The sequence below is a fragment of the Caulobacter sp. Root655 genome (assembly GCF_001427665.1).
In the GTDB taxonomy this organism is placed as follows: Bacteria; Pseudomonadota; Alphaproteobacteria; order Caulobacterales; family Caulobacteraceae; genus Caulobacter.
This window is the reverse complement of sequence record NZ_LMHC01000003.1, coordinates 17,274-36,640: the sequence shown is the minus strand read 5'-3', so window position 1 is coordinate 36,640 and position 19,367 is coordinate 17,274. Positions and strand designations below refer to the sequence as shown.

Sequence of the window (19,367 nt, the reverse complement as noted above, 5' to 3'; positions counted from 1 at the left end):
CCTACAGCTGATCCAGCCCGTAAGCCGCGTGCAGCGCCCGCACGGCCAGTTCGGTATAGGCCGCGTCGATCAGCACGCTGATCTTGATCTCCGAGGTCGAGATCACCTGGATGTTGATGTTCTTCTCGGCCAGGGCCTGGAACATCGACTGGGCGACGCCGGCATGCGAACGCATGCCCACGCCGATCACCGACACCTTGGCCACGTCCTCGTTGACCGCCACGTCCTCGAAGCCGATCTCGGCCTGGGCCTTGCGGACGATCTCGACGGCGCGGACGGCGTCGCGCTTGCCGACCGTGAACTCCATGTTGGCGGTGTCGGCGCTGCGGGCGCGCGACTGCACGATCATGTCGACATTGACGTTGGCGTCGGCCAGCCGGCCGAAGATCTGCGACGACACGCCCGGATGATCGGGCAGGCCCAGCAGGGTGATCTTGGCCTCGTCGCGGCTATAGGCGACGCCCGAGACGATGCGCTTTTCCATGATTTCTTCCTCGTCGCAGACGATCGTACCTTGGCCGGGAGCTTCCCCGGGTTCGACGAAACTCGACAGCACCCGCACCGGCACGCGATGGGCCATGGCCATCTCGACCGAACGGGTCTGCAACACCTTGGCCCCCAGCGAGGCCATTTCCAGCATTTCTTCGTAGGAGATCTTGGCCAGGCGGCGGGCCTTGCTCTCGATCCGCGGGTCTGTGGTGTAGACGCCGTCGACGTCGGTATAGATGTCGCAGGCCGCCTTCAGGGCCGCGGCGATGGCCACGGCGCTGGTGTCCGAGCCGCCCCGGCCCAGGGTGGTGATGCGGCCGCCGGCGGTCACGCCCTGGAAGCCGGCGATCACAGCCACCTGGCCGGCGTCGAGCACGGCGTTGAGGTTGTCGGGCGGGATGTCCTCGATCCGGGCGCGGCCGTGGGCCTCGTCGGTGAGAATCGGCACCTGCCAGCCCAGGAACGAGCGGGCGTTGATCCCCATGTTGCGCAGGGTCATGGCCAGCAAGCCGGCCGTCACCTGTTCACCGGACGCGACGATGGCGTCGTACTCGTCGTCCGACTCCGGCAGGCCTTCGGCCGCCCGGCCGCAGCCGTCGGTCCAGGCCACCAGCTCGTTGGTCTTGCCCGACATCGCCGAGACCACCACCGCGATCCGCTTGCCGGTCGCCAGCTCGGCGGCGACCAGACGCGCCACCCGGCGGATGCGCTCCAGGTCGGCCACCGAGGTGCCGCCGAACTTCATCACCAGACGTGACACGCCCTACCCCTCGAAACCTAAGGTCAATTCTTGCGCCGCGCACGGCGGAACGTCGCCGGACGCGCAAGCCGCGGTCTTCTAGCGGCGCGAAGGCGCAACGGCAATGTCGCGGCGGCGTCTTTTTCGCGCCCGGTCCCGTCATGACGCAGCCGGGAGTGGCGCCAACCCCGTTCCACCCGTCACAATTGCATTGCGTGCATTTCTGGCGCTACACTCTCATAGCGTGTGAAATTCACGCCAGTCGATGTCGCTTACCTGCGTGGGGGGTCACCACCAACGAGGAGGACGGACGTTGCTACGCATTGAAATCGACCTGTTTTCGGGCCGGCCCAACCCGGTCTGGCTCATCACCGACACCGCGGTCGCCAACAGGCTGCTGGGCCAGGTGGCCGAGCGCCCGAAGGCCGTGGCCAAGCCAGGCGCGGGCTTCAACGGCCTGGGCTACCGCGAGGTGAAGCTCGAGCTGTTCGCCGACGACGAACCGGTCCGCCGCGGCGTGCCCAAGAAGTTTTCCCTGGGCTCGACGGCGGCTGGCGACCCGGCGGCCGCCCACGCCCTGGCGCGGCTGTTCATCGAGAGCATGCCGTCGCGCTCGGAGGTCAAGCTGCTGGAGCACCAGATCACGCCGCTGGACAAGAAGCTGCGCGACCTGGCCCTGGAACGCCTGGACCGCTTCTTCAAGGACCCGCCCCGGCCCGGTCCGCCGCCGCCGCCGCCGCCCTCGAGCCCGCTGCGGACCACGATCCCCGACACCAAATGCGACCAGTGCCAGTACGAGGTCAGCCAGTACAATCCGAGCTTCTGGAACAACGCGGCGACCCAGCCCTACAACAACTGCTACAACTACGCCCGCAACTGGCGCACCAACACCTTCGCCCAGCCCGGCCGCGCGCACGGCGCCATGACCAACACCATGGCCTGCAACACCGTCACGGTCGCCGCCATGGCCGACGGCCTGAAAAAACGTTGCGACTGCCTGCCCCAGAGCGAATGGCCGCGGCGCCTGATGGCGCTGGTGATCGATCCGGGCTGGGACTACCACTGGTATCGCCACCAGCGGGGCGGATTCTGGGGACACAAGCCCGGGCAGACGGCGGCGCGAAACGTTGACAACAGCAACGTGCTGATCACGAATCCAGAGACCTGCAATCGAGGCGGCTACACGGATTTCTGCGGCTATTTCTACGCTGGCAAATCCGTCGTCATCAACTGAACGGTTCCCCATGCTCGTCGAGCTCGACGTGTTCAGCGGCAGGCCCAACCCACGCTGGCGGCTCGACGAGCGCAACCACCGGGAATTCCTGAAACTGCAAGGCCGGTTGTCGCCCGCGTCCGCCGCGTCCGCCGCGCCCGACCCGCCGGCCCTCGGCTATCGGGGTTTCGTCTGCGCCGACCGGTCCGGAACGCGCCGGATCTACAAGGGCCATGTCCGCGCCCCGCACGCGGTGTTCGACGACCCCTCGTTCAGCCTCGAACGCTTCCTGCTGGACCGCCTGCCACCCGAGTTCGCGCCATTGCGGAGCCGGATCGTCGCGCAGTTGGGACCGTCGCGGTCACGATGAGCCGGGGTCGATCTGGACCTCGGGGTCGAAGTCGTGCTGATACGCTGACCATGACTCAGACCCCCGCCCCCCCCTCCTGGAGCATCGACCCCGCCGACGTGGCGCGGTTCTCGGCCATCGCCGCCGAGTGGTGGGATCCGCACGGCAAGTTCGCGCCGCTGCACGTGTTCAACCCCTGCCGGCTGGCGTTCATCCGCGAACAGGCCCTGGCGCGGTTCGACCGCGACGGCAACGCGCGCAGCCCGTTCGAGGGCTTGTCCCTGCTGGACGTCGGCTGCGGCGGCGGGTTGCTCAGCGAGCCGATGGCCCGACTGGGCTTCGAGGTCACCGCCATCGACGCCTCGGAGAACAACATCAAGACCGCCGCCGCCCACGCCGCCGGCCAGGGGCTGGAGATCGGCTACCGTCCCGCCACCGCCGAACAGCTGCTGGCCGAGGGCGCCGGTCCGTTCGACCTGGTGCTGACCATGGAGGTCATCGAGCACGTCGCCGACCCCGGAGAATTCCTTCGGACTTGCTCGCGCTTGCTCGCCCCCGGCGGCCTGCTGATCGTCGCCACCCTCAACCGCACGCTCAAGGCCCTGGCCCTGGCCAAGATCGGGGCCGAATACGTGCTGCGCTGGGTGCCGCCCGGCACCCACGACTGGAAGCAGTTCCTGAAACCCGAGGAGCTGCGCGCCTTCCTGGCCGGCCAGCCGGTGGCCGTGCACGGCCCGTTCGGCGTGGCCTACAACCCGATGACCGGCCGCTGGAGCCGCTCGACCGACGTCGGCGTCAACTACATGATGACCGTGACCAAGGACTGATCCGGAACCTGAGCCGTCGCTGGGCTTTTAATACTCAGGGACACTTCAGGATTGACGGCTCGTCGTTTTCGGGGGCCCGACGTCGATCCGTTCGTTGGAACGGAGACCTTCCATGACTTCCAGAACAACCGCGTGGTTGATGGCCTCGGCCGTCGCCCTGAGCGTGACCGCGCCTGCGTTCGCCCAATCGGCCGACGCGGCCTATCAGCAACGCCTGCAGACCTATGGAGACCAGCGCGCCGCCTATGACGAGCGCTCGGCCGACTATCGGGCTCAACAGAGGGCCTACATGGAGGAACGCGCCCGCTATGAGCGCGCCCGCGCCCGCTATGACCGCCGCTACGGCTCGGGGGCCTATGACCGCCGCTATCCGGAGTACGCGACGCGTTATTACAGCCCCACCTACGGCGGCGGCTCCTACTACAGCGAACAGCAGACCTACGAACGCGACCGCCTGGCCTATGAGGAGGCCCGCCGCGACTACGACCGCCGCTACGGCGTCGGGACCTATGACCGGCGCTATCCGGACTACGCCACCCGGTTCAGCGCCGACGGCCGCCTCTATGGCGACAACGGCGATTATCAGAGCCAGCGCGCCCAGTACGATCGCGACCGGGCCGAATACGAGCGGGCTCGCGCCGACTACGACCGGCGTTATGGCTCCGGGACCTATGACCGGCGCTATCCGGAATACGCGACGCGCTACGGCGCGCCCTATGCCGGCGCCTACGGCGACAATGCCTCGTACAACATGCCCTGCCGTGTCGACGCCCGGAAGAACGCCACGGCCGGCGGGGTGATCGGCGCCCTGATCGGGGCCGTGGCCGGTTCGAACCTCGCCGCCCGCAACGCCAAGCCCGAGGGTACGGTGCTGGGGGCCCTGGTCGGGGCCGGCGTCGGCGCCAGCATCGGCAACGCCTCGGCCAGGGGCCGCTGCGACACCCGGGGCCAGTACTGGAACTATGACGAAACCGTCGCCTATCGCGAAAGCGACCGCTATCGCGCCAGCTCCGGCGCCGTCTACGACAACTACAGCCGGCGCTGCCGCCTGGCCCCGGCCGACACCGACTACAACGGCCGGGTCGAGACCCGCTACGTGCGCGTCTGCCCGGACTCCGAAGGCCGCTATCGCGTTGAAGGCTGAACGGGCGGCGGGGTGAACGGCGACGGCGTCGCCGTTTCATCTCCCGTTCAGGTCGAATTTCCGACAATGGGCCGCGGATAAAAGCGAACCCAAGAGAAGCTTGAGCGTTCTTGAGTTCGAGGACAAACACCAGAAACGGAGGACGCCATGCGCGCCCAGTTGAAAACTCTCGCCGTCGTCGTCGCTCTCGGCTTCACGGCGTCCACGATCGCCGTCACCGCCGCCGAAGCTCAGACCCGTCACAAGGTGTGGGTGTGCAAGAGCACCAAGAGCGCCCGTAACAAGGGCACCGTGGTCGGCGGCCTGACCGGCGGCACGCTCGGCGCCGTCGTCGCCGGCAAGGGCAACAAGACCGAAGGCGCCGTGCTCGGCGGCGTGGTCGGCGCGGTCGCCGGCAACCAGATCGCCAAGCACAATTCCAAGAAGAACAACTGCCACTACGAGTACCGCTACTACTAGGCGGCTCCACGGCCGCGAACGGACAAGGGGACGGGCAACCGTCCCCTTTTTCGTGTCCCCACACGTCCGCTCATCCCGGCGAAAGCCGGGACCCAAGCGGTGCATGCGGTTGCTGGCTCAGAGCCTTGTCTGGACAATCAGCTTGGGTCCCGGCTTTCGCCGGGATGAGCGGTGTTCTGGGTTCAGGAAAACCCTAGTTCACTTCGCTCTTCTTCGGCGCGGCCGGCGGCAGGGGCGCGATGCGGATGCCGTCCTCGACCAGCGCCTTGACCTCGGTGGGCGAGGCCTCGCCGTAGATGCCGCGATCCTCGGACTTGCCGTCGTGGATGTCGCGCGCCTCCTTGGCGAAGCGGTCGCCGACATAGTCGAAATTATCCTCGACCTGCCGGCGCATCTCGCCCAGGGCGGTGTTCATCATCTCGCGCATCTGGGCGCTCGGCTCGGGCGCGGCCTTCCGGGCCTTGGTCCCCACCACCGACGGCGACATGATCTGCTTGCGCACGGCCTTGGAGCCGCAGACCGGACAGTCCACCAGCCCGCGCGCGGCCTGGTCGTCATAGTCCGACGACGAGCCGAACCACCCTTCGAACGCATGGTCGTGATCGCAGCTGAGCGCGTACTTGATCATGTCTCTTAGATGGGGTCAGGGACCCGTGAATGCACGGGCGTTCTTCAAGGCCGGGATGGCCGCCCGGGCCCGGTCGGCGGCCGCGAGATCGAGATCGGCGATCAACACGCCCGGCTCGTCGTGGTCAAGCTTTCCAAGCACCTCGCCCCACGGCCCGACCACCATCGACCGGCCCCAGGTGCCGCGGCCGTCCTCGTGGAAACCGCCCTGGGCGGCGGCCAGCACGAACGAGCCGGTCTCGATGGCCCGGGCTCGCAGCAGGATGTCCCAGTGCGCCTCGCCGGTCGGCCGGGTGAAGGCGGCGGGGACGGTGAGGATCTTCGCCCCGCCCAGCGCCAGGGCCCGGTAGAGGGCCGGAAACCGCATGTCGTAGCAGATGGTCAGGCCGAACATGCCCAGCGGCGTCTCCACCACCGTGGCCCGCTGGCCGGGCTCGTAGGTCGCCGATTCCCGCGCCGTTTCACCGGTGGGCAGGTCGACGTCGAACATGTGCAGCTTGTCGTAGGTCGCGACGATCGCCCCGGTCGGGTCGATCACCGCCTGCCTGTTCGCCGCCTTGCCGTCCTGGCGCTGGACCAGGGCCGAACCGACGTCGATCCAGACGGAAAGCTCGCGGGCCAGGTCGCGTAGGCCCAGGACCACCGAGTCTTCTTCCAGCGGCGCCAGGGTCGGCAGCAGCCGCTCGCGGTCCTTCTGCAGGACGTTGGTCCCCTCGGGCGTCAGGATGAACCGGGCGCCCAGCGCCGCCGCCTCGCGGACCAGCGGAGCCACGTGGGCCAGCGCCGCGGCGTGGGTCGCGGGCGTGCGGGTCTGGACCAGGCCGACGCGCAAGGGGGCAGCGCTCGTCATGCGGCCAGCAGGGCGTCCAGCTTGCCCTCGCGCTCCAGCGCGAACATGTCGTCGCAGCCGCCGATATGCTGCTCGCCGACGAAGATCTGCGGGAAGGTGGTGCGGCCCGAGCGGTCCATCATCTCCTTGCGCAGCTTGGGATCCATGCCGGCCTCGACCTCGGTGAAGTCGGCGCCCTTGTCGTTGAGCAGCTTCAGGGCGCGGGCGCAGTAGCCGCAGAACGGGCGGGTGTAGATGGTGACCTTGGCCATGGTGGATCCGTAACAGGAATCGTTTCCGTCCTCATATAGGACGCGCCTGCATTTCTGAAACGCGCGCGACCACCGCCAGGGTCACCTGGGCCGCGCCGGCCGCCAGCAGGGCCCGGGCGCAGCCCTCGGCGGTGGCGCCGGTGGTCAGGACGTCGTCGATCAGCAGCACCTTGCGGCCGGCCACCTGGTGGCGGCGCGCCTCGGGGACGGCGAAGGCGGCGGCGACGTTGCGGCGGCGGCCCGTGGCCGACTTGCCGCCCTGGCTGTCGGTGTCGCGCCGGCGCACCAGGACGTCGGCCAGGTAGGGGCGGCCAGTCATCGCGCACAGCGGCCGGGCGATCTCGGCGGCCTGGTTGTAGCGGCGCTTGAACAGGCGCGCCGGGTGCATCGGCACGGGAACCACCGCCTGGGCCTCGTCCAGCAGGTCGCTCGCCGCCCGCGACAGCCAGCGGGCGAACAGGCCCGACAGGTCGGTGCGGTCGGCGTGCTTGAGCTTGAGGATCAGGTCGCGCGAATGCTCGTCATAGAGGCAGGCGGCCCGGGCGCGGGCGAAGGCGCGGGTTCTGGTCTGACACAAGGCGCAGCGGACCTCGCCGGCGTCATAGGCGAAGGCCGCGCCGCAGCCGTCGCAGACCGGGCCGTCCAGGAAGGTGATGCGGTTCCAGGCCTGGGCCGACAGTCCGGCGGTCAGGGCGGCGGCCCCGTCGAAGGCGCGCGGCGGCAGGACCAGGTCCAGCAGCCCCTGGGCGAACGCCGTCAGGCGAGGATGAGGTTTCGCAAAAGGTTTCCATGCCGCGCGAGAAGCCCCATCTTGCGCCTGCATGACCCACTCGCCCCTGCTCTTCGACCGCGCCCTGCTGCGCGCCCGTCTCGACCGCGCCGCCCCCGGCTTCCCGGCCGCCGGCTTTCTGAAGGCGCGGGCGGCGGAGGACGCGGTGATGCGGCTGGAGGCGATCCTGCGGGAGTTTCCGGTCGCCGTCGACCTCGGCGCGCGCGACGGGGCCTTCGCCCGGGCCCTGGCGCTCAGCGACGCTCGCGAAAAGGTCGGGCTGCTGATCCAGACCGACCTTTCGGAACGGATGCTGGCCGGCCTCCCGCGAGGAGATGGGGATGGCCTTCGCCTGGTCGCCGACGAGGAGCGCCTGCCGTTCGGCGACGCCACGATCGACCTGGCGGTCTCGACCCTGGCCTTGCACTGGACCAACGACCTGGTCGGGGCCCTGATCCAGATCCGCCGCGCCCTGCGCCCGGACGGCCTGTTCGTCGGCGCGCTGTTCGGCGGGGCCACCCTGACCGAGCTGCGCCAGGCCCTGCTGGCCGCCGAGGACGAGGTCAGCGGCGGCGCGTCGCTGCGCGTTTCCCCCTTCGCCGACGCCATCGACGCGGCCGGCCTGCTGCAGCGGGCCGGTTTCGCCCTGCCCGTCGCCGACGTCGACCGGGTCAAGGTGCGCTACGCCCATCCGCTGGCCCTGCTCAAGGACCTGCGGGCCATGGGCGAGACCAGCGTGCTGATCGACCGATCGCGCAAGCCCTTGAGCCGCAAGGTGCTGTTCCGGGCCATGGAACTCTACCAGGAGCGCTTCGCCGAGCCCGACGGCCGCGTGCCCGCCACCTTCGAGATCGTCACCGTGACGGGCTGGGCGCCGCACGAAAGCCAGCAAAAGCCGCTGCGGCCGGGCTCGGCCAAGATGCGGCTGGCGGACGCTCTGGGCACGGTGGAGCGACCCGCGGGGGACAAGGCGGGGGGCCGCTAAAACTCCGCTCATCCCGGCGAATGCCGGGATGAGCGGAAATGTGGGATCAGCCCCTCACAACAGATCCCGCAGCCAGGCGATCAGCGGCAGGTCGGCCGGCGGCATCGGGTAGTCCGCCAGTTGGTCGGGCTTCACCCACTTCAGCGCCTCGTGCTCCCGAGCGGTCACGAAGCCTTCCCAGCGCCGCAGCAGGTAGAGCGGCATCAGCAGGTGGAACGACTCGTAGGTGTGCGAGGCGAAGACGAACGGCGCCAGGCAGGCCTGGGCCACCTTGATCCCCAGTTCCTCGTCGAGCTCGCGGATCAGGCACTGCTCGGGGGTCTCGCCCGGCTCGACCTTGCCGCCGGGAAACTCCCACAGCCCGGCCAGCGACTTGCCCTGCGGCCGCTGGCAGATCAGCACCCGCCCGTCGACGTCGATCAGGGCGGCGGCGGCGACGAGGACGGTGGGCTTGTGGAGGGGCTGGGTCATGAGAGCCTTAGTCCAACGCGTCGCGGCGCTTGGCAAGCCGTCGTGAAACCCTCTCCCCATGGGAGAGGGTTTGAAACGCCGCAAATCCTTGCCGTTCTTGGGCCCGCCCTTGACTTCGCACCTGCAATAAACGATCTAGGGCCTGCGCCGTCTGGCGCTATCGGTGCTCCAGCCGCGTGAGGGACCTGTCTGGTCCAGCCTGTCGAGCACCCTGAACGCTTCTCATCAGACCGCCCGTGTCACGCGGGGCGCTCCCCACCGACCCGCCGCCAGGCGAGCCGTGCGAGGATCGCATGCGCCGCTGCGCGGCTGCACGAGAGACACATAACTTGACTCAATTCACCGATCTCGCCCTCGCCAAACCGCTGCTGAAGGCGCTGACCGACAAGGGCTACACCACGCCCACCCCGATCCAGGCGCAAGCCATCCCGCTGGTCATGAGCGGCCGCGACCTGCTGGGCATCGCCCAGACCGGCACCGGCAAGACCGCCGCCTTCGCCCTGCCGATCCTGCATCGCCTGGCCGAGGACAAGAAGCCGGCCCCGCGTCGCGGCTTCCGCTGCCTGGTCCTCTCCCCGACCCGCGAACTGGCGACGCAAATCGCCGAAAGCTTCCGCGACTACGGCAAGCACATGGGCCTGACCGTCGCCACCATCTTCGGCGGCGTGAAGTACGGCCCGCAGATGAAGGCCCTGGCGGCCGGCGTCGACGTGGTCGTGGCCACCCCGGGCCGCCTGATGGACCACCTGGGCGAAAAGTCCGCCCACCTGAACGGCGTCGAGATCTTCGTGCTCGACGAAGCCGACCAGATGCTGGACCTGGGCTTCGTGGTGCCGATCCGCAAGATCGCCAGCCAGTTGCCCAAGGAACGCCAGAACCTGTTCTTCTCGGCCACCATGCCGTCGGAGATCGGCAAGCTGGCCGGCGAACTGCTGAAGAACCCGGCCCAGGTGGCGATCACCCCCTCGGCCACCACGGTCGAGCGCATCGACCAGTCGCTGATCTTCATCGAAGCCCAGCGCAAGCGTCCGCTGCTGGCCGAACTGCTGGCCGACAAGAGCGTCGAGCGCTCGATCGTCTTCACCCGCACCAAGCGCGGCGCCGACCGGGTGGCCAAGTATCTGGTCGCCAGCGGCATCGAGGCCGCGGCCATCCACGGCGACAAGACCCAGGGCCAGCGCGAGCGCGCCCTGGCCGCCTTCAAGGCCGGCCAGGTCAAGGCGCTGATCGCCACCGACATCGCGGCGCGCGGCATCGACGTCAACGACGTCAGCCACGTGTTCAACTTCGAACTGCCCAACGTGCCGGAATCCTACGTCCACCGGATCGGCCGCACCGCCCGCAAGGGCAAGGAAGGCGTCGCCATCAGCTTCTGCGCCGATGACGAACGCAACCTGCTGCGCGACATCCAGAAGGCCACCCGCCAGACGATCCCGACCTTCGACCGTCGCAACGACAAGACCCTGGCGGCCGCCGCGGCCGTGGCCGACAAGCTGGCTCCGCCGGAGAAGTACGTCGATCCGCGCCGCGCCGACCCGCGCAACAACGTCCCGGCCGAGCTGCGCAAGCAGCGCAACCGTGGCGGCCGTCCCGGCGGCGCCGGCGCCAATGGCGGCGGCGGCAATGGCCAGGCCAAGCCCGGCGGCCAGAACCGTGGTCGCAACGGCGGGGGTCAAGGCCAGGCGCAGACCAAGCCGGCGGCCGGTGGCGAGTTCCGCGGTCCCAAGCGGGCCAACGGCGCCGCCGACCAGCGCTGGAACCCGATCGACTAAGCATTTTCGACACCCTCTCAATCAGAGCGCGGCCGTTTCTACCTTGAGGGGTGGAAACGGCCGTTTTCTTTGGGCGAGGCTCCCGTGCGACCTCCGCGCGGCTTGAAACCCCGCTCGGCTTGGGGTCTGCTGCGCCTGCTGGTCGAGTACGGTCGGGAAGGAACACGGGCATGATGGATACCCGTGATCGAGGACACGCCATCCAGGAGCCGCCACGCCTCGACATGGATGCGCGGATAAGGGCGTTCGACTGGGCGACGACGCCGCTGGGCGCGCGGAAGACCTGGTCGCCCAGCCTGAGGTTCGCGGTCGACATGATCGTCGCCAGCACCTTCCCCACCGCCTTGCGCTGGGGTCAGGACCTGGTGCTGATCTACAACGACGCCTACGCGCCGATGCTGGGCGAGCGTCACCCCTGGGCCCTGGGCAAGACCTTCGCCGAAGCCCCGCCCTCGTCGGCGGTCGATTCCGAGGCCCCGGAACGGGCGGTGCTGGCCGGCCAGAGCGGGGGCACGGTCATCGAGGACCTGTTCCTGCCGACGGTGCACCCCGGCGGGGCCGTGACCGAGGGCTATTTCACCATCCGCCTCAGCCCGTTGCCGGACCCCGCCGCGCCCAGCGGGGTGGGCGGGGTGCTGATCGCCCTGTCCGACACCACGCGGCGGGTACGGGCCGAGCAGGATCTGCGGGCCAGCGAGGAGCGCTACCAACTGGCCCTGGAAGCGGCCAGCGGCGTGGGAACCTGGGACTGGGACATCGCCGCCGACAAGCTCTATGCCGACGCCCGCTACGCCACCTTCCACAACATCTCGCCGGAGCGCGCCGCCCAGGGCGTGCCCTTCGCCGAGGTCTCGGCGGCGGTGCATCCCGACGACTACGCTCGCATACAGGCCTCGGGCCGCGCGGCGCTGAAGACCACGTCGGATTTCCTCGAGGACTACCGGCTGGTCCAGGCCGACGGCTCGGTGAAGTGGGTGCAGGCGCGCGGCCAGATCTATCGCGACGCCAAGGGCTGGGCCGTGCGCCATCGCGGCGTGATGGTCGACATCACCGAGCGCAAGCGGATGGAGGCCGCTCTGGAGGCCACCGAGGCCGACCTGCGCATCGCCGTCGACGCCGCGGGCATGGGCCGCTGGGATCACAACCCCCTGACCGGCGAACGCTACTGGGACAAGCGCTGCCGCGAACTCTACGGCCTGCCCCAGGGCTCGATCGAGAACCCGCTCGACGCCTTCGAGCGGCTGGTCCACCCCGACGACCTGCCCGCCTTGATGGACGCCGTCCGGGCGGCCATGGATCCGGCCAGCGACGGCGCGATCAACCGCGAATACCGCATCCTGCGCCATGGCGACGGCGCGCTGCGCTGGATGGAGACCTTCGGCCGGGCCTTCTTCGCGAACGGCCGTTGCGTGCGCTTCGTCGGCGTCGTCTCCGACGTCACCGAGCGCAAGGCCGCCGCCGCCCGCGTGCTGCTGCAGGAAGCGACCATGGCCCTGGCCGTCGACACGGCCAATGTCGGCACCTGGGACTACACCCCGCGCACCGGCGAACTCGTCGCCTCCGAGCGTGGCTACGAGATGTTCGGCATGGCGCCCGGGTCACCCGCCAGGGTCGAGGATTTCTATGCCCAGATGCATCCCGAAGATCGCGAGGCGGTGCGGACGGTCCTGCGGCGCGCGATGGAGCCGGGGGTCCGCGAACGCATCGATGTCGAGTATCGCACGATCGGTCGCGACGACGCCGTCGAGCGCTGGATCTCCGCCAAGGGCAAGGGCGTCTTCGACGAGGCCGGGCAATGCATCCGCGTGGTCGGGGCCACGGTCGACATCACCGAGCGCAAGAAGGCCGAGTTGCACCTGCGGCTGCTGGTCAACGAATTGAACCACCGGGTGAAGAACACCCTGGCCACGATCCAGGCGATCGCCGCCCAGACCTTCCACGCCGCTCGATCCCTGCCCCAGGCCCAGGAGGCCTTCACGGCGCGGATCATCGCCCTGGCCGAGGCCCACGACCTGCTGACCCGCGAGAACTGGGAAGGCGCCGAGCTGTCCGACGTTCTGGGTCAGTTGCAAGCGCTGCACGGGGCGCCGGGGCGCTTCATCCTGACCGGCCCGGCCGTACGGCTGACGCCGCGCATGGCTCTGTCGCTGTCCATGGCCCTGCACGAACTGGCCACCAACGCGGTGAAATACGGGGCGCTGTCGATCCCGACCGGCCGGGTGCGGATCGACTGGAGCGTGGCGGTCGAGACCGCCCCCCCGCGCCTGGCCCTGGCCTGGGTCGAGACCGGCGGCCCGCCGGTCTCGCCGCCCACCCGCCGAGGCTTCGGCTCGCGGCTGATCGAACGGGGCTTGGCCTCGGAACTGGCGGGCGAGGCGCATATCGACTTCCAGCCGGACGGCGTGGTCTGCCGGATCGAGGCGGGGCTGGAGAACTGACCCGTCCTTCCGGCTACCCTTCGAGGTCACCGCCGGACCCGACGTGGGCGAGCGCCGGAACCCGATCCTGCGCCGACGCCGTCGCCTGGGCCACGCCGCTGATCAAGACGCCAAGATCGACCGGCTTGGTCACGACGCCCTGGAATCCCATGGCGAGCAATCGCCGGACGGAGTCCTGATCCGCGTCCGCCGTGAACGCCAGGATCGGCGTCGCGCTGTTGCGGCCCCGCGACGCGCGTATCCGGCGCAGGGCGCCAGGCCCATCCAGCCTGGGCATGCGCACGTCCATCAGCACGACGTCGAAGGGCTGCTCGGCGGCCCGCTGCACGGCCTCCTCGCCGTCCGTGGCTTCCGAGATCTCGGCGCCCACGCCGGCCAGGAACAGTCGCGCCAGTTCCCGGTTGGCGGGATGGTCGTCGACGACCAGGACGCGAACACCGGCCAGGCCCAACGGCCGGTGGGTCGAGAGCGCCTCGTCGGCCTTGGCCAGGCGGGCCGTCGGCGCGGGGATCTCGAACCAGAACCGACTGCCTTCGCCCTCGCGGCTTTCGATCCCGATCTCTCCGCCCATGGCCTCGACCAGGCCCTTGCAGATCGCCAGCCCCAGACCGGTGCCGCCCTGGGCGCGCGTCAACGACCCGTCGACCTGCGAGAAGCGCTTGAAGAGACAGTCCCGCTTGTCGTGGGAAACACCCCCTCCGGTATCGATGACATCGACCCTGAGCACCTGGGCGGCGTGGTCGTACCGCGTCCGCAGGGTGACGCTGCCGGACGCGGTGAACTTCACGGCGTTGCCGACCAGGTTGAGCAGGATCTGGCGGACCCGGTCGGGATCGACGCTGACGACCAGGTCGTCGTCCCTGGGGCCACTGTCCAGGACGAGGCCCAGGTCCTTGGCTCCGGCTTGCGGCGAGAACAGGTCCAGCGTTTCGCGGCTCAGCATGGCCAGCGACACCGGTTGGGGCTGGATATGGACCTGGCCGGCCTCGAGCGTGGAGAAGTCGAGGATGTCGTTGACGGTGCACAGAAGCGCGCGGCTGGCGTCGGCGACCCGTGCGACATAGGTCCGGGTCAGGTCGGTCAGGTCGGGCTGCTCGGCCGCCAGGCTGGTGAAGCCGACGATACTGGTCAGCGGCGTGCGCAGTTCGTGGCTCATATTGGCCAGGAACTCACCCTTCACCGTGGCGGCGGCCTCGGCCTCGGCCCGGGCCTGGCGCAGCTGGGTCTCCAGCGCCTTGCGGGGCGTGATGTCGCGGATGATGTCGTTGAGGCCCAGGAAGCGGCCGGTGACCGGATCGGCGGACAAGGTCGGCTTGCATTCCAGCCAGAGCTCGGCGCCGGACTTGTGCCGGGCGCGGAATTCCACCGGCCAGGCCGCGATCTTGCCTTTCGAGGCGAAGACCGTCTGGCACATCTCCAGAACCTTCTTGCCGTCCTCGGGGTCCATCAGCGACAGGAAGCTCCGGCCGACCAGCTCCTCCGGCGTGAACCCGGTGATGGCCAGGCTGGCCGGCGACACATAGGTGAGCACGCCGTCGAGCCGGCTTTCGGCGATCATGTCCGGCGCATTGACCGCCAGACGACGGAAACGCCCTTCGCTTTCGGCGACGGCGGCCTCGGCGGCCTTCTGGTCGGTGACGTCCACGACGGTGCCGATGACGGCCACGGCTTCGCCGCCCGGCGCGCGTTCGAGACAGACCCGCCCCGCCAGGAACCGGATCTCGCCGTTGGGGCGCACGATCCGGGTGACCGCGGTTTCGCTGACGTCGTCGGTGGCCAGTTGCCGCCGGATCCGCGCGGTGATGGCGGCGTCGTCGGGGTGGGTCATGGCCATGATCGCGTCGGCGTCCAGCACCGCGTTCACCGCCAAACCGTAGATGTGATACATCTGGGCCGACCACGTCACCCGATGGGTGCGGACGTCCAGGCGCCAGTGGCCAAGGCCGGCCACGGTCTCGGCGACCTCGGCCTGGCGGGCCAGTTCCTCGGCCTTGTCGCGCGCCTGGCCCATGGCCGCTTCGGTGACTTTCAGGTCGGTGATGTCCACGCAGACCGAGACCGTTCCGCCGTCGGCGGTGCGGCGTTCGGTGACCCTCAGCCAACGTCCGCCGGCCGTCTTCTGGGTCAGGCTGAGCGCCGCGCTCCAGCGGGCGGCCTGGCGCTCGGCCATCCATTCGGCCTCCCGCCCGACGGCCTCGGGGTAGACGCCGTGGGCGATGTTCAGCGCCAGCAGATCGGCGAACGGCATGCCGACGGCCAGCGTCGCCTCGCCGGTCTGGAAAAGGTCGGCGTATCGCGCGTTCCAGGTCACCAGCCGGTCCGAGGCGTCGTAGAAGGCAAGGCCTTCGGGCATGACGTCCAGCGCCTCGCGCAGACGTCGAAGGCTGCCGCGGCTGGCCACGTCGAAGGCCGCGCCGCTGATCACCACGATCAGGGTCAGCGCCGCGACCGCGGCGGCGACCGCGGCGACCATGGGGTCGGACATCAGGGCGGCGGACACGACGATCCCGGAGTCGGGGATGATCGTCACGGCGGTCATCCCCGTGAAATGCATGCCGATGATCGCCAGGCTGAGCAGCCCCCCGGCCGCCGCCTGCCGCTTCAGCCCGCCCCCGGGCCGGCCGACGAAAAGCGCCGCGCCCGCCAGCAAGGCGCCCACCACCACCGAGGCGACGACGTAATGGCTGTTCCATTGCACCATGCCCGCCGTCCGGTAACCGGCCATGCCCGCATAGTGCATGAGGGCGATGCTCAGGCCGACGACGAGACCGCCGGCGACGGCGTTCAGGGCGCGCCGCGCGCCGGTGGCCGCGGCCGAAGCCACGGCGAAGCCCAAGGTCGTGCCGACGACGACGACGAACAACGACCCGATCGTCGCCAGCGGCGCATAGCCGACGGGGAGCCCGGTCTTGAAGGCCAGCATGGCGACGAAGTGGGTGGTCCAGGCGCCGGAGCCGGCGACCGCCCCGGCCACGGCCAGCCAGGCCCAGCGTCTGGACGTCGGGAACGCCGGCGTCTTGGCGTACAGGAAAAACGTCGCCAGGGTCGCCGGCAGGCAGACCAGTGCGGCGATCACCACCAGTCGCCAATCGTGTCCGGTCGAAATGCAAAGCAAGACGTTGAACATCGCAGTCTTCCCACGGTATTTCGGGCGACCATCAACGTTTCAAATTAAGAAAACCTCATAAAAATACGTCACTTAGGTGCGACAGATCGACCTAGGCTTTCGTTTTTGCCGCTTGACGATCCAGGGTTGGCCAGCTTGACGAAGCCGGGCGCGGCGAGGTCCGCGCCGGACTTCACGGCGATCTCGGGACGTTCTGGCGTCAACACCCCGCCCTCGCGGCGGGTGGAGGGGTTCCGGACACGGGCCGGCATGATGGCTCTATTGGAGCGTGGACCTGGGCGCGGCGACGCGGAACGCGCCGCGCAGGCTCTTGAACAGCAAGGCGCCCAGGGCCAGCAGGGCGGCGGGGACGATGGCCAGCAGCCACACCAGCACGACCAGGCCCAGTTGCAGCGCGCTGATCGCTACGACCAGGGCCTTGGACTCCTGGCGCTCCTGCGAGCGAACCCTGTGCGGCACGGCGGTCATGCGCGGCGAACCAATCCTCTGCTGATTTTTTCAATCTACAGGGGACAAAATCCCGCGCTATGCGAGAAATGCCTAATTGGTTTTTTACCGCGTTCGGAGGTTCCGGGCGATCTGGGCGTCGCTGCGCCGCAGGCTCAGCAGGGCCGCGCCGGCCAGGAACAGCGGGATCAGCGCCCATTGCGCGAAGCCCGCCACGGCGACGCCGGTGGCCCCGGCCAGCAGGGCCGAGACCACCATTTCGGCGAGAGTTGCCATCCATGACGCGCCGCCGCGACGCTTGAACTCCGACCGCTTGCCCGGCCGCTGGTGCCAGACATTGATCAGGCCGCTGCTCCAGGCGGCGAGGAAGGCGCCCAGCGTCGTCCAGACGGCGGCGACCGGCGCGAACCAGGCCAGCACCGCGATCGGCAAGGCCAGGAACAGCCCGACCGGGATCAGGGCGGCGACCAGCTTGGCGCGGCGCACGGTGGCGATCCCGGCCGGCGACACGGCCAGCAGGTCGGGCGCCTCCTCGGCCGAGAGGGTGATCCAGGCCAGGCTGCCAGCCACCTGGCCAGCCAGGAAGGCTACGACCCCCGCCCCGCCGGCCAGGGCCGCGGCCGTGCCGTTGGCGGCGTTGCGGCTGAGCACCAGGGCGGTGGGGATCAGGTACAGCACCCGCAGCAGCACCTGCGACAGCAGGGCCGAATCGCGACTGATCAGCAGCAGTTCCTTGCGCAGGGTGGCCAGGAAGGCGCCGGCGGCGAAGGCCCGGGCCGAGACCAGGCCGCCCCTTTGAGGCTTGGCGTCGGTCTTGCCCTGGGTGGCGGCCGCGGCGTCGGAGAACCGCCGACCCAGGATGGCGGCGGACAGGGCGAACAGCACCATCGCCCCGGCCAGCAGGGCCACCAGCGGCAGGGGCTCGCCCAGCATGGCCCGCAGCGGCAGGCTGGCGATCGGCGGCGGCTTCAGCCGGCCCTCCTGAGCCTGGCGGGTGATGTCGGCGAACAGGCTGCGGCTGGTCTGCTCGCCCAGGATGGTCCGCGCCTGGCTGATCAGGAAGAACGCCGCCCCGACCAGGGCCGCCATCACCTGGGCGACGGTGCGGGTGCGGCGCGGGCCGATCAGCGCGAACAGCCCCATGGCCAGCAGCAGGCCGACGGCGGTCGAGGACAGCGCCAGGGCGCCCAGCACCCCGAACACCCCGATCCAGCCCGGATGTCCCCAGATCACCGTCGGCAGCAGCAGCGGTATGGCGGCCAGCAGGAAGAGGGTGACCACCCCGCCCGCCACGCCCAGGGCCCGCACGAACAGCACCTTGGCCGGGCCGATCGGCGAGGAGAACAGCAGGTCCAGGTCGCCCCGCTCGTACAGCGCCTCGCTGGAGGCGCTGAGGGTCTGGGACAGCATCAGGGTGAAGATCACGGCGGTGAACAGGGCGGCCAGGCTGACCGACAGCGGATTGATCGGCGCCTGCCGGCCGTGCAGGCCCAGGGCGATGAACACCCCGCCCGTCACCAGCAGCGCCCCGATCACCGCCAGGCTGATCAGGCCGCGCGCGCTCCTGCCGGCCCGGCCGGCCCGGAAGTTGCGCCAGTAGAGCCGCGTCTCGTGGGCCAGCAGCCAGAGGACCGAGCCCGGCGCCGTCAGGGTCACGCGGCGGCCTCTTCGGGCGTCGCGGTCAGTTGCAGGAAGACGTCCTCGAGCGTGGAGTCGCCCTTGCCTTCTCCCGCCCCCTCCTTGCGTGTCTGGGTGCGCAGCGCGTCCAGTGTGCCCTCGGCCAGCAGCCGGCCACCGGCGATGATGCCGATGCGGTCGGCCATGCGCTCGGCCACCTCCAGGATGTGGGTGGTCAGGATCACCGCGCCGCCGGCCCGCACGCGGTCCTGCAGCATGTCCTTGACCAGCCGGGCGGCGGCGGCGTCCAGGCCGGTCAGCGGCTCGTCGAGGATCAGCAGCTTGGGATCGTGGACCAGCGCCCCGGCCAGGGCGACCTTCTGCTTCATGCCGCGCGAGAAGCCCTCGCACCGCCGGCGCGCCTCGGACGCCAGGCCCAGCTTAGACAGCAGGCCCTCGGCCCGGGCCTTGGCGACCTTGGGCTCGACGTTCCACAGGCCGGCGACGAACTCCAGATATTCCAGCGGCGTCAGCTTGTCGTAGATCATCGCCTCGTCGGGCGCCCAGGCGGTCAGAGCCTTGGCGGCGGCGGAGTCGGTCCGGGCGTCGACCCCGAAGATGCTGATCTCGCCCTTGTCGGGCTTGGTCAGGCCGGCCACCATCCGCAGGGTGGTGGTCTTGCCCGCCCCGTTGGGCCCCAGCAGGGCGTAGAGCTCGCCGGCGTGGACCGTCAGGTCCAGGTCCATGACCGCCGGCTTGGTGAAGGTCTTGTCGAGGCCTCGGACGATCAGGG

The 19,367-nt window shown here is 69.6% G+C and carries 18 protein-coding genes; 8 read left to right on the top strand and 10 right to left on the bottom strand.

The features are described from left to right. Position 1: 1 nt before the first annotated feature. Positions 2-1,249 (bottom strand): aspartate kinase, encoded by a 1,248-nt coding sequence (locus ASD79_RS06025; RefSeq protein ID WP_056720140.1) that lies wholly within the window; start codon positions 1,247-1,249, stop codon positions 2-4. Positions 1,250-1,541: 292 nt separating this feature from the next. Here ASD79_RS06025 and ASD79_RS06020 point away from each other — a divergent pair, with 292 nt between their 5' ends. The 5 genes from ASD79_RS06020 to ASD79_RS06000 all read left to right on the top strand — a co-directional run bounded on the left by ASD79_RS06020 (position 1,542) and on the right by ASD79_RS06000 (position 5,220). Then, the gene (locus ASD79_RS06020; protein WP_056720139.1) at positions 1,542-2,462 is read left to right on the top strand and encodes a hypothetical protein; all 921 of its coding nucleotides are present in this window, start codon (positions 1,542-1,544) and stop codon (positions 2,460-2,462) included. 10 nt (positions 2,463-2,472) lie between these two features. Then, on the top strand, positions 2,473-2,811 hold the full coding sequence (locus tag ASD79_RS06015) for a hypothetical protein (RefSeq protein ID WP_056720138.1): 339 nt from the start codon (positions 2,473-2,475) through the stop codon (positions 2,809-2,811). 50 nt (positions 2,812-2,861) lie between these two features. Next, a complete protein-coding gene (ubiG, locus tag ASD79_RS06010; RefSeq protein WP_056720137.1) occupies positions 2,862-3,617 on the top strand; it encodes a bifunctional 2-polyprenyl-6-hydroxyphenol methylase/3-demethylubiquinol 3-O-methyltransferase UbiG in 756 nt (251 codons plus the stop codon). A gap of 112 nt (positions 3,618-3,729) precedes the next feature. After that, the gene (locus ASD79_RS06005; RefSeq protein ID WP_056720136.1) at positions 3,730-4,761 is read left to right on the top strand and encodes a glycine zipper 2TM domain-containing protein; all 1,032 of its coding nucleotides are present in this window, start codon (positions 3,730-3,732) and stop codon (positions 4,759-4,761) included. A gap of 147 nt (positions 4,762-4,908) precedes the next feature. Beyond that, complete coding sequence (locus ASD79_RS06000) at positions 4,909-5,220, top strand: glycine zipper 2TM domain-containing protein (RefSeq protein ID WP_056720135.1); 312 nt, start codon at positions 4,909-4,911, stop codon at positions 5,218-5,220. A 193-nt stretch (positions 5,221-5,413) separates the two neighbouring features. On the opposite strand, the gene ASD79_RS05995 is transcribed toward ASD79_RS06000, so the two are convergent. The 4 genes from ASD79_RS05995 to ASD79_RS05980 are packed head-to-tail and all read right to left on the bottom strand — an operon-like array spanning position 5,414 to position 7,771. Continuing rightward, positions 5,414-5,848, bottom strand: coding sequence for a DUF1178 family protein (locus tag ASD79_RS05995; RefSeq protein ID WP_056720134.1), 435 nt, complete (start codon positions 5,846-5,848; stop codon positions 5,414-5,416). A 15-nt stretch (positions 5,849-5,863) separates the two neighbouring features. Beyond that, entirely contained in the window at positions 5,864-6,697 is an 834-nt protein-coding gene (locus tag ASD79_RS05990) for a carbon-nitrogen hydrolase family protein (protein WP_056720133.1), read from the bottom strand. Continuing rightward, complete coding sequence (grxC, locus tag ASD79_RS05985; RefSeq protein WP_056720132.1) at positions 6,694-6,948, bottom strand: glutaredoxin 3; 255 nt, start codon at positions 6,946-6,948, stop codon at positions 6,694-6,696. Before grxC ends, ASD79_RS05990 begins: the two co-directional genes overlap by 4 nt. A 31-nt stretch (positions 6,949-6,979) precedes the next feature. Then, positions 6,980-7,771 carry a ComF family protein gene (locus ASD79_RS05980; protein ID WP_056720131.1) on the bottom strand — a complete coding sequence of 264 codons (792 nt, stop codon included), beginning with the start codon at positions 7,769-7,771 and terminating at the stop codon, positions 6,980-6,982. Here ASD79_RS05980 and ASD79_RS05975 point away from each other — a divergent pair. Then, complete coding sequence (locus ASD79_RS05975; protein WP_056720130.1) at positions 7,770-8,702, top strand: methyltransferase domain-containing protein; 933 nt, start codon at positions 7,770-7,772, stop codon at positions 8,700-8,702. The genes ASD79_RS05980 and ASD79_RS05975 overlap by 2 nt on opposite strands. Positions 8,703-8,756: 54 nt before the next feature. Here ASD79_RS05975 and mutT read toward each other — a convergent pair whose 3' ends face one another. Beyond that, the gene (gene mutT / locus ASD79_RS05970) at positions 8,757-9,173 is read right to left on the bottom strand and encodes an 8-oxo-dGTP diphosphatase MutT (protein WP_056720129.1); all 417 of its coding nucleotides are present in this window, start codon (positions 9,171-9,173) and stop codon (positions 8,757-8,759) included. A gap of 329 nt (positions 9,174-9,502) precedes the next feature. Here mutT and ASD79_RS05965 point away from each other — a divergent pair, with 329 nt between their 5' ends. Continuing rightward, positions 9,503-10,945, top strand: coding sequence for a DEAD/DEAH box helicase (locus ASD79_RS05965; protein ID WP_056720128.1), 1,443 nt, complete (start codon positions 9,503-9,505; stop codon positions 10,943-10,945). Positions 10,946-11,115: 170 nt separating this feature from the next. Further along, positions 11,116-13,383, top strand: coding sequence for a PAS domain-containing protein (locus tag ASD79_RS05960; RefSeq protein ID WP_056720127.1), 2,268 nt, complete (start codon positions 11,116-11,118; stop codon positions 13,381-13,383). A 13-nt stretch (positions 13,384-13,396) separates the two neighbouring features. Here ASD79_RS05960 and ASD79_RS05955 read toward each other — a convergent pair whose 3' ends face one another. The 4 genes from ASD79_RS05955 to ASD79_RS05940 all read right to left on the bottom strand — a co-directional run bounded on the left by ASD79_RS05955 (position 13,397) and on the right by ASD79_RS05940 (position 19,320). After that, the gene (locus ASD79_RS05955; protein ID WP_056720126.1) at positions 13,397-16,510 is read right to left on the bottom strand and encodes a PAS domain S-box protein; all 3,114 of its coding nucleotides are present in this window, start codon (positions 16,508-16,510) and stop codon (positions 13,397-13,399) included. Between the two features lie 258 nt (positions 16,511-16,768). Further along, positions 16,769-16,978 (bottom strand): hypothetical protein, encoded by a 210-nt coding sequence (locus tag ASD79_RS05950; protein WP_056720125.1) that lies wholly within the window; start codon positions 16,976-16,978, stop codon positions 16,769-16,771. Between the two features lie 84 nt (positions 16,979-17,062). Beyond that, entirely contained in the window at positions 17,063-18,613 is a 1,551-nt protein-coding gene (locus ASD79_RS05945; protein ID WP_056720124.1) for a hypothetical protein, read from the bottom strand. After that, positions 18,610-19,320 (bottom strand): ABC transporter ATP-binding protein, encoded by a 711-nt coding sequence (locus tag ASD79_RS05940; RefSeq protein WP_235524342.1) that lies wholly within the window; start codon positions 19,318-19,320, stop codon positions 18,610-18,612. The genes ASD79_RS05945 and ASD79_RS05940 overlap by 4 nt, the downstream gene beginning before the upstream one ends. Between the last annotated feature and the right edge of the window lie 47 nt (positions 19,321-19,367).

What these genes read in the sequence shown, in the direction of transcription:
- ASD79_RS06015 (WP_056720138.1), top strand. Translation starts at nt 2,473, where the DNA reads ATGCTCGTCGAGCTCGACGTGTTCAGCGGCAGGCCCAACCCACGCTGG.
- ubiG (WP_056720137.1), top strand. Translation starts at nt 2,862, where the DNA reads ATGACTCAGACCCCCGCCCCCCCCTCCTGGAGCATCGACCCCGCCGAC.
- ASD79_RS06005 (WP_056720136.1), top strand. Translation starts at nt 3,730, where the DNA reads ATGACTTCCAGAACAACCGCGTGGTTGATGGCCTCGGCCGTCGCCCTG.
- ASD79_RS06000 (WP_056720135.1), top strand. Translation starts at nt 4,909, where the DNA reads ATGCGCGCCCAGTTGAAAACTCTCGCCGTCGTCGTCGCTCTCGGCTTC.
- ASD79_RS05995 (WP_056720134.1), bottom strand. Translation starts at nt 5,848, where the DNA reads ATGATCAAGTACGCGCTCAGCTGCGATCACGACCATGCGTTCGAAGGG.
- ASD79_RS05990 (WP_056720133.1), bottom strand. Translation starts at nt 6,697, where the DNA reads ATGACGAGCGCTGCCCCCTTGCGCGTCGGCCTGGTCCAGACCCGCACG.
- grxC (WP_056720132.1), bottom strand. Translation starts at nt 6,948, where the DNA reads ATGGCCAAGGTCACCATCTACACCCGCCCGTTCTGCGGCTACTGCGCC.
- ASD79_RS05975 (WP_056720130.1), top strand. Translation starts at nt 7,770, where the DNA reads ATGACCCACTCGCCCCTGCTCTTCGACCGCGCCCTGCTGCGCGCCCGT.
- ASD79_RS05980 (WP_056720131.1), bottom strand. Translation starts at nt 7,771, where the DNA reads ATGCAGGCGCAAGATGGGGCTTCTCGCGCGGCATGGAAACCTTTTGCG.
- mutT (WP_056720129.1), bottom strand. Translation starts at nt 9,173, where the DNA reads ATGACCCAGCCCCTCCACAAGCCCACCGTCCTCGTCGCCGCCGCCGCC.
- ASD79_RS05960 (WP_056720127.1), top strand. Translation starts at nt 11,116, where the DNA reads ATGATGGATACCCGTGATCGAGGACACGCCATCCAGGAGCCGCCACGC.
- ASD79_RS05955 (WP_056720126.1), bottom strand. Translation starts at nt 16,510, where the DNA reads ATGTTCAACGTCTTGCTTTGCATTTCGACCGGACACGATTGGCGACTG.
- ASD79_RS05950 (WP_056720125.1), bottom strand. Translation starts at nt 16,978, where the DNA reads ATGACCGCCGTGCCGCACAGGGTTCGCTCGCAGGAGCGCCAGGAGTCC.
- ASD79_RS05940 (WP_235524342.1), bottom strand. Translation starts at nt 19,320, where the DNA reads ATGGACCTGGACCTGACGGTCCACGCCGGCGAGCTCTACGCCCTGCTG.